Source organism: Marinimicrobium sp. UBA4509, assembly GCF_002388575.1.
Lineage (GTDB): Bacteria > Pseudomonadota > Gammaproteobacteria > Pseudomonadales > Cellvibrionaceae > Marinimicrobium > Marinimicrobium koreense.
In genome coordinates, this window is record NZ_DGMV01000032.1 from 96,691 (window position 1) to 97,943 (window position 1,253).

A 1,253-nucleotide genomic window follows, 5' to 3' on the forward strand; every position below is an offset into this window, starting at 1 on the left:
CACAACCGCCTGAAAGACGCCGACATGATGGTGGATTTCGAATCCGAAACCACCCCCGACGACATCGTCAGTGTGATCGTCACCGAGCCGCTTACCAGCGATGAGACCTGGGATATCTACCAAGCCGGAGAGTGGCGCTTGTGGCGCAAGGGGGAGATTGCAATGCGAGGGACCAGGGACGCCCTCCCCCCTCAAAGCTGAGTGGCACGGCTTATATCGCTCAGCACTTTGCTTAATACCAATCCATCTAATAAGATATATTTTTAATACATCTTAATACTGATAAGCTTCCCGCTCGATCTGACAGGAGGCTGACCCATGACCCAACCCCGGCACCACGATATTGTAATCATCGGCGGCGGTGCCGCCGGCACCAGCGTCGCCGCCTCGCTGCTGCGTCAGCGCTCGACGTTGGATGTGGCAGTGATCGAGCCAAGCGACACGCATTATTATCAACCGGCCTTTACGTTGGTCGGTGGAGGCACCTACGCGTTGGAGGACACCGCTCGGCCGCAAGCCCACACATTGCCCCACAACGCGACCTGGATTCGCCAGTCGGTCAGCGAACTGAAGCCGGAACAACAGCGTGTGGTGCTGAATAATGGTAATGAAATCCACTATCGGGCATTGGTGGTCGCGCCCGGCATTGAGCTGAATTGGTCGGCCATAGAAGGTCTTCCTGAGGCACTGGGACAAGGGGGTGTCTGCAGCAATTACGATCCTTCACTCGCCCGTTACACCTGGCAATGCATCGATGGCCTGAAGGCCGGCCGCGCCCTGTTTACCCAGCCGTCCACGCCCATCAAATGTGCGGGCGCGCCGCAAAAAATCGCTTACCTGGCGGCCCATCAATGGCAGAAACGCCAGCAGAGTCATCAGATACAGGCACAATTCTACAGCGGCATGGGCGCCCTGTTCAGCGTGCCGGACTTTGTTCCGCACCTGCAGAACGTGGCCATTGATTACGGGATAGGCATCAACCTTAAACACGATCTGATCCGGGTGGATGGCGAAAAGCACATCGCAACCTTTAAAGTGACGGATCAGAACGACGAAACCCACGAAGTCGACGAGCCCTATGATGTTCTGCATGTAACACCGCCACAACGCGCGCCGCAGTTTGTACGCGAAAGCGTTATGGCCAATGAGGGCGGTTGGTTGACCGCGGACCCCCACACTTTGCAAAACCCGGATTACCCGGAGGTGTTTTCTTTAGGCGACGCCAGCTCGCTGCCGACATCCAAAACGGCGGA

Annotated in this window: 2 protein-coding genes; both read left to right on the top strand. The window is 56.9% G+C overall.

Annotated features, from left to right (window positions below):
• Positions 1–201 (top strand): class II glutamine amidotransferase (locus B3520_RS04440; RefSeq protein WP_286875485.1); only part of this gene is annotated, 201 nt, incomplete at its 5' end.
• A 117-nt stretch (positions 202–318) separates the two neighbouring features.
• Positions 319–1,253: NAD(P)/FAD-dependent oxidoreductase (locus tag B3520_RS04445; protein ID WP_286875487.1), on the top strand; the 935-nt coding region annotated here is incomplete at its 3' end.